Genomic DNA, 8,372 nt, shown 5'->3' on the forward strand with positions numbered 1-8,372 from the left:
CCCTTTTACTCATATACATATAAAAAGGATGGTGAGCAAAAATGCAAGTTGGCATGAATCCTTATTCACCCGATGTCCGTAATGGAAAACAAGCAACGATTACTGTACAAGGAGAAGGCGTTATAAAAGCAAAACCAAATGTTGTTATATTAACAATCGGTATTCGAACAGATAATAAAAATGTCAAACAAGCACAAGAGGAAAATGCAATTCAATCTAATCAATTACTTGCTGCACTTAAACAAATTGGTATCGCTGATAAAGATATAGAAACCATCTCCTACACAATTACACCTCAATATGAATACGTAAATGAAAAAGCATTATTACAAGGTTACCGAGTAGAGCATTTGTATGAAATTACCGTTTTAAATGTACAGAAAGCTGGGGAAGTATATGATATAGCCGTTACAAATGGAGCAAATGTCGCAAGAGGATTACGCTTTCGCATTTCCCATCCAAACGCGTATTATCAACAAGCACTCTTACAAGCAGTTCAGCATGCTCAAGAAAAAGCTCGCATCATTGCGAATTCATATAATTTAAATATTAATCCTGTCCCTCTGTCACTCGTTGAAGAATCGGCACAATTGCCGCGTGAATTTACGACTCATACTACTTTACAGGCACAAGCTGCTCCTCCAATTCAATCTGGGGAACTAGAAATTATCTCTACCGTTCGTGCGATCTTCACTTATTTGTAACACCAATTAATCTTTAAGTAACCGTTCTCATTTTATTTATTGTAAAAAGATTATGTTCTGATATAATAAAGAACGGTGAGCTCTTTACAAAAGGGATATCACGGGTGGGAGAGGGATATGAAAAAGAAGGTTTAACATGAAAGGAATTCTTGAAAGAACATTTAAATTAGACCTACACCACACATCAACAAAACAAGAAATATTAGCTGGAGTGACGTCATTTTTCACAATCGTTTATATTATGATTGTCAACGCGTCTATTTTATCAGATGCCGGTATTCCACTTGAAGCTGGAATTTTGGCAACTGTTTTTAGTTCATTTGTTGGATGTCTAATGATGGCATTTTGGGCAAATGCACCTGCTATTCTTGTACCAGGTATGGGTGTAAATGCATTTTTCACTTACACAGCTGTGCATACGCTTGGATTAAGTTGGCAAGAGGCATTAGCAGCTGTCTTTATCGCCGGTATTATTTTTGCAATTGCCGCGTTTACACCGATTGCTCGCACGCTTTCACTATCGATTCCAAAATCGTTAAAAGAAGCAATAACCGTCGGCATCGGTTTATTCCTAGCTTTCATTGGATTGCAAAAAGGTGGTTTAGTCGTTTCGCATCCGAACACTGCTGTTGCATTAGGAAAATTAAGTAGCCCTGTTGTTCTTGCAACACTACTTACTCTAATTGTTGCACTTGTCTTATTTATTCGTAACGTACGTGGAAACTTTTTATGGACGATTGCAATTGGAACTGGTATTGCGTGGCTATTTGGTCTTGTTGATACAAGCCAAGTAGGAAATAGCTCATTTTCATTCGCTAACTACGGAGATGTATTTGGAGCTATGTCATTTGGAAAACTTTCTTCCTTACCGTTTTGGATTGCAACATTCTCCTTAAGTATGGTACTTATTTTTGAGAACATGGGGCTATTGCACGGATTATTAGAAGACGATCGTAAATTCCCACGTGCTTATCAAGCAAATGCAATTTCAGCAATGACATGTGGTCTATTTGGCACAAGTCCTACCGTTTCAACAGTAGAAAGTGCTGCAGGTATTGCCGCGGGAGGAAAAACAGGTCTGACGTCTATCGTTACAGGGATGTTATTCTTCGCATCACTGTTTGCTCTTCCGTTTGTCAAATTAATTCCTGATAGTGCCATTGCACCGATTTTAATTATTATTGGTGGTCTAATGATTACAAACATTCTACAAATCCCTCTTAATGACTTTTCAGAAGGATTTCCAGCGTTTTTAATCATCGTTATGATTCCACTCACATATAGCATCGCTGATGGTATTGCGTTCGGATTTATTGCTTATCCTATTTTAAAGGTTGCTCTTGGAAAGCATAAAGAAATCGCACCGTCCATGTATATTATTACATGCCTATTCTTAGCCATGTTTGTCTTACATGCTATCGGCTAAGAAAAAACGCTAGGGAGAAACTCCCTAGCGCTTTTTACTTAAACCATCCTTTTTTATAAAACCAAACCATCATACCTCCACCTATAAAGGCCATAAGTGCTAAACATATAAAATAACCATACTCCCATTTTAATTCTGGCATATTATCGAAATTCATCCCATATACACCAACAATAAATGTTAATGGCATAAAAATAGTCGAGAATACGGTTAATGTTTTCATTATGTTGTTCATATGATGCGAATTTAACGAAAAGTAACTATCTCGAATATCCGCTGTTAACTCTCGGCTTGCTTCAATCATTTCTGAAAGCTTTAGCAAATGATCGTGAATATCTTTAAAATATATTTCATGATCGCTTACACCATAAAATCGAGTTGAATTTAAAATGCGATACAAGAGATCACGCATTGGTATAATCGTACGTCTAAGCTTAGATAGGTCCGCACGAATATCAAATACTTCTTCTAGTACACTTCCTGCTGTATCTCCTGTTAAATTATCATCAATTGCATTTAAATGATCTTCAATATAGTAAACAGGCGCAAAATAGTCATCAACAATTTGGTCAATAATTGTATGTGCTACATGCAAAGGACTCTTCTTAATCCGTTTCTTCTCACCAAGCCTTTTCCACACTCTTTCAATCGCATTATTATGTGAGAAATGGAAAGAGACGATATAACCTTCACTAACAAATAAGTCAATTTCGTGTGGCTCTAATCCATCTTCTCCAAATGCATGGAGAACTAAAAAATTATATCCATCATAGAAATCCACTTTTGGCCTCTGTACATACTCTACACAATCTTCAATCGCCAAGGGATGGAACTTAAAATGGTCTCGTAAAATATATGTATACTCTTCTTTTGTCGGCTTATATAAATCAAGCCAATACCATACAATATCTTCTCTCTTTGTGTCTTCTAATGAAACATCGTATAATACTTCATCTTCTTTCGTTACTGCGCAAATTCTAATCATAATTTCACCCATTATTATTATTAACAAAAAACAACCAAAAAAGCCAAGGAGAAGGCCCCTTAGCTTTTTAGATTATTTCGTTACAATGCCATGCACGAGTTTCGGTGCATCAACATAGTCTTTCTCAATTTTCATGTTCTCATAAATTTTTGCTTTTACATCTTCTACATTTTCGCGATTTGCGTAAATTGTAACAAGTGAATCACCTTTTTTCACGCTATCGCCCACTTTTTTGCGAAGCATAAGTCCAACTGCTAAATCAATTTCAGATTCTTTCGTTGCACGTCCTGCCCCTAAAAGCATAGCTGCTGTTCCAATTTCATCAGCAACAATTTCAGATACGTATCCGTCTTCTTTTGCTTCTACTTCCATTTTATATTGTGCTTGTGGAAGCTTAGAAGGATCATCAACAACTGAAGCATCTCCGCCTTGCGCTGCTAAAAACGTTTTAAATGCTTCTAATGCTTTTCCATTGTTCATTACTTCAATAAGTTTTTCACGAGCATCTTCTAAAGAAGAAGCTTTTCCAGCAAGGTATACCATTTGACTTCCAAGTGTTAAACATAACTCTTCTAAATCTTTCGGTCCTTTACCTTGCAGTGTATCAATTGCTTCTTTTACTTCTAATGCGTTGCCAATTGCTTCGCCAAGCGGTTGACTCATATCTGAGATAACTGCCATTGTTTTACGTCCAACGTTATTACCAATGCGTACCATTGCTTCTGCTAAACGTTTGGCATCTTCATCTGTTTTCATAAATGCACCCGCACCTGTTTTGACATCAAGCACAATTGCATCTGCACCAGCAGCAATTTTTTTACTCATAATAGAGCTTGCAATAAGCGGAATAGAGTTTACCGTCGCTGTTACATCGCGAAGTGCATATAACTTTTTATCAGCAGGTGTTAAGTTTCCACTTTGACCGATAACAGCGATTTTATTTTCGTTTACGAGACGAATAAATTCAGCATTTTCAATTTCTACATGAAACCCTGGAACTGCTTCTAATTTGTCAATCGTACCACCTGTATGTCCTAAACCACGACCAGACATTTTGGCAACTGGTACATCTAAAGCCGCTACTAACGGACCTAACACAAGCGTAGTTGTATCGCCAACACCACCTGTTGAATGCTTATCTACTTTTACCCCTTCAATCGCTGATAAGTCAATTGTATCGCCGCTATTCACCATTGCCATCGTTAAATCAGCACGCTCTTGTTCATTCATATCTTGGAAGAAAATCGCCATTGCAAGTGAGCTCATTTGATAATCTGGAATATCGCCATTTGTATAGCCTTCTACAATAAAGTTCACTTCTTCTGTCGTTAATGCATGTCCATCACGTTTTTTTGCAATTAGGTCCACCATTCTCATTGTGAACTCACCCCTTCATTTGTTTTACGATTGCTTTTACTAATGCTAAGAAATTAGTTTTAACACGCTCTGTCGTTTCAATTACTTCATCATGATGAAGTGGTTGATCTAAAATACCAGCTGCCATATTTGAAATACAAGAAATACCAAGTACTTTCATACCAGCGTGGCGTGCTACGATTACTTCCGGTACAGTTGACATTCCAACTGCATCTCCACCAAGTGTACGAAGCATACGAATTTCAGCAGGTGTTTCGTATACGGGACCTGTCATTCCAACGTATACACCTTCTTGTACTTTAATGTTTAAATCTGCTGCAACTTGTTTCGCCATTTCGCGAAGCTCTTTTGTATACGATGTAGACATATCAGGGAAACGTACGCCCATTTCAGAATCATTTGGCCCGATTAATGGGTTCGTACCCATGAAGTTAATGTGGTCTGAGATTAACATCAGATCTCCTGGTTCAAATGATGTGTTAACACCACCAGCCGCGTTTGTTACAACAACTGTTTCTACACCTAGTTCTTTCATAACACGAACTGGGAATGTTACTTTTTGCATGTCATACCCTTCGTAGAAATGGAAGCGTCCTTGCATCGCAACTACTGTTACACCTTGAAGTGTACCAAATACAAGTTGACCAGCATGTCCTTCTACAGTTGATACAGGAAATTCAGGAATTTCACTATATGGTACTGTCACTGCATTTTCGATTTCATCGGCTAAAACACCTAGTCCAGATCCAAGGATAAGTCCTACTTGTGGTGTTTCTTGGAATTTCTCTTTTAAGTATGAAGCTGATTTTGTAATAAGTTCACGATTCATTATATTGTCCCCCTTATTTCTTTAAGTCGTTTAAGAAACTTGTTCCGTATTCTGGCATTTTCACACCGAAGTTTTCTGCTACAGTTGCACCAATATCAGCAAATGTTTGACGAAGTGCTAATTCTTGTCCGCCTTCTTTCATGCTTGGGCTATATACTAATAATGGTACATATTCACGTGTATGGTCAGTACCATGGTGAATTGGATCATTACCATGATCTGCTGTAATGATTAATAAATCATCTTCTTTTAGTTTTTCAAATACTTCTGGAAGACGTGCATCATATTCTTGCAATGCCTCTCCATATCCTTGAGGATCACGGCGATGACCGAACATCGCATCAAAATCAACTAAATTCAAGAAGCTAAGACCTGTAAAGTCCATGTTCAATGTATCTACAAGCTTATCCATTCCATCCATATTAGACTTTGTACGAAGAGATTCTGTTACCCCTTCTCCATCGTAAATATCAGAAATTTTACCAATTGCAATTACATCATAGTTGCTATCTTTTAATTCATTCATTACTGTTCGGCCAAATGGTTTTAATGCATAGTCATGACGGTTTGGTGTACGTGTGAAGTTTCCTGGTTCTCCAACGAATGGACGAGCAATAACGCGGCCCACCATATATTTTTCGTCCAGTGTTAACTCACGGGCAATTTTACAAATATTGTATAACTCTTCAAGTGGTACAACTTCTTCATGAGCCGCGATTTGTAATACGCTATCAGCTGATGTGTACACGATTAGAGATCCTGTTTCCATTTGCTCTTTACCAAGCTCATCAAGGATTTCAGTTCCTGACGCTGGTTTATTCCCGATAATTTTACGGCCTGTCTTTTCTTCTAACTCATCTAATAATTCTTTTGGGAATCCTTCTGGGAACACTTGGAATGGCTTATCAATGTAAAGACCCATAATTTCCCAGTGACCTGTCATTGTATCTTTACCAGTAGACTTCTCTTGCATTTTTGTATAGTAACCAAGTGGTTTCTCTACTTTAGAAATCCCTTTCATTTCACGGATATTACCAAGACCTAATTTCACCATATTTGGCATTTGTAATCCATTCATATGTTCAGCAATATGACCGATTGTATCAGAACCTACATCACCAAATTTTTCAGCATCCGGTGCTTCTCCGATTCCTACTGAGTCCATTACGACTAGGAAAATACGTTTATATTTATTCATAACTGCAACCTCCTATATGTTCGGTTCTACTTCTTGTAGTATGTTCAAAACGTTGTAAAGTGAAACTGCTATCAGTGAGAATTCTCTCGTTTCCCACTTACTAAAACACTTCTTCAAGTCATGCTCCAACTCTCTTCGCTCTATTTTCAAACGAAGCAAAAAACTTTCCTGTTTTTTCTAAGTCAGATGTCAGACATCTCATACTGATATCATAACATGTTTACGCTTTCTTTTTAATACATTTTCGTAGAAATTCTTATTTTCTTCACACCTTCTATTGTAATCCATTCTGCACAGAAGTGCTAATGAAATTATGATTTATTTCATTAACCTAAAGAAAAAAGCAGCTCTAAAGAGCCGCTTCTTACTTTACTTCTACTGTTTCTTCCTTATGTTCGTGAAGCTCACCTTTTTTCACATGAACTTTTACTTTATATGCACCTGCATCTTTAAACGTATGTTTACTTACATATTCGCCTTTATTGCCTTCTTCAGCAGGAATATATTCATGTTTTTCCGCGCCGTCTTTCCAAATTTCAAGCTGCACTTCAGCTCCAGTTAACGCTTCTTCTTTTTGTTTTAAATGTACTTTCATTGTTGATTCAGTATTTACTTTTACTTCACCAGCCATAAGGTGAATCATCGTATCGCTCTTATGATCGCCGTGCCCTGCTTCATGACCGCCATTTTCTTTCTTTGCGTCCTCAACTTTTGCATTTCCTACAGCTATTTTCACTTCTGGCATTACATGCATTTCACGTGCATTTGTATGTGCAATAACATGATATACACCATCTGATGGGAATGCTTTTTCTACTGCATAAACACCTTTTCCTTTATGCTTCCCATTTAACATTTCATGCTTTTCTTCGCCATCTTTCCAAATTTCAAATTTCACATCATCAGCATCCGTTACTTTTTCTTTCCCTTGTGTAACAAGAGCCTGCACTTCTGTTTTTTCATTTGGTTTAATTTTTTTCGGATTTGTTTGGACAGCTACTTTTACTTCTTCAAGTTTCTCTTTTTTTGTTGTATCTTCTTCCTTTGTATTACATCCAGCTAATGCTAGCATTGCAATAAATAAAGTGATTATAAGTTTTTTCATTATGATTTCCTCCTTTATACTTTATTTAGTATAGAGGATATACCAGTTCATATTCCAGCCTTCTGCTGAAAACAATGTACGAAATGTTTGTGAAGTTTTTGTGAAACACTTACTTTTTCATTTTTCATACACATTCTATTATTACTAGATTTGTGCGCTAGCTTTATAAATACAAAATAAAAAACATTCCTTTTAGATAGAAGAGAGCATCCAGCCATGCATTGAAGCGGTCAGACCCTCTTCCTGCCCCATACCAAATTAAAACAAAAGAAGAAGACAAGTGGAGATCTCCTTTTATTTTCATAATAGCGACTTATCTGTTGGAAAATAAAAATGGATCTATATAGAGTAAGCAACAGTTGGAAATCTCTCCCCAATTAGCCTTTTACAGGCATTCTTCCTAACTTCTATCTGAATCTTGAGAGAGCGAAGTCCTACTCCCAACAAATAGCGGAATAAATTGAACTACCCCCACCTACCTCTACAAGAGCTTGAGGTGGGGATTCTCCTGTCTCTGTCCTCACAAAAACAGTTCCTCTCGTTCAACAAAGAGGATACAACGATATAGAGTTCAGTAGTGTCTGTATGTTATGTAAGACGACCCATTCTATCTTCCGACAGAAGGCAAACAAAATAGGTACAACTACTTTTTCTTATATCGAGGCTAGAACACTTTGTCATGCATCCAGTTCCTAGACTTATTATCTGCTCTGGTAATAAGCGTAAAAATCTGGGACAAAGTGTTCTT

7 protein-coding genes are annotated in these 8,372 nt (G+C 37.1%); 2 read left to right on the forward strand and 5 right to left on the reverse strand.

Annotation, left to right across the window (positions count from 1 at the left end):
• The first annotated feature begins 41 nt into the window (after positions 1-41).
• Together AC1M36_RS19410 and AC1M36_RS19415 are read left to right on the forward strand one after the other, a co-directional pair.
• Complete coding sequence (locus AC1M36_RS19410; protein WP_336452205.1) at positions 42-704, forward strand: SIMPL domain-containing protein; 663 nt, start codon at positions 42-44, stop codon at positions 702-704.
• Positions 705-840: 136 nt separating this feature from the next.
• Positions 841-2,130 (forward strand): NCS2 family permease, encoded by a 1,290-nt coding sequence (locus AC1M36_RS19415; protein ID WP_336452206.1) that lies wholly within the window; start codon positions 841-843, stop codon positions 2,128-2,130.
• A gap of 34 nt (positions 2,131-2,164) precedes the next feature.
• Here AC1M36_RS19415 and corA read toward each other — a convergent pair whose 3' ends face one another.
• From corA to AC1M36_RS19440, 5 genes are all read right to left on the reverse strand, one after another.
• Positions 2,165-3,127 carry a magnesium/cobalt transporter CorA gene (gene corA, locus AC1M36_RS19420; protein WP_336452223.1) on the reverse strand — a complete coding sequence of 321 codons (963 nt, stop codon included), beginning with the start codon at positions 3,125-3,127 and terminating at the stop codon, positions 2,165-2,167.
• A gap of 60 nt (positions 3,128-3,187) precedes the next feature.
• Positions 3,188-4,492, reverse strand: coding sequence for a pyrimidine-nucleoside phosphorylase (locus AC1M36_RS19425; RefSeq protein WP_336452207.1), 1,305 nt, complete (start codon positions 4,490-4,492; stop codon positions 3,188-3,190).
• A gap of 7 nt (positions 4,493-4,499) precedes the next feature.
• A complete protein-coding gene (locus AC1M36_RS19430) occupies positions 4,500-5,321 on the reverse strand; it encodes a purine-nucleoside phosphorylase (protein ID WP_017151004.1) in 822 nt (273 codons plus the stop codon).
• A 13-nt stretch (positions 5,322-5,334) separates the two neighbouring features.
• Positions 5,335-6,519: a phosphopentomutase gene (gene deoB, locus AC1M36_RS19435; protein WP_336452208.1), complete on the reverse strand. Its 1,185-nt coding sequence runs from the start codon at positions 6,517-6,519 to the stop codon at positions 5,335-5,337.
• A gap of 364 nt (positions 6,520-6,883) precedes the next feature.
• Positions 6,884-7,624 (reverse strand): FixH family protein, encoded by a 741-nt coding sequence (locus AC1M36_RS19440; protein ID WP_336452209.1) that lies wholly within the window; start codon positions 7,622-7,624, stop codon positions 6,884-6,886.
• Positions 7,625-8,372 lie beyond the last annotated feature (748 nt).

This window comes from Bacillus sp. Medicinal_06 (assembly GCF_056711665.1).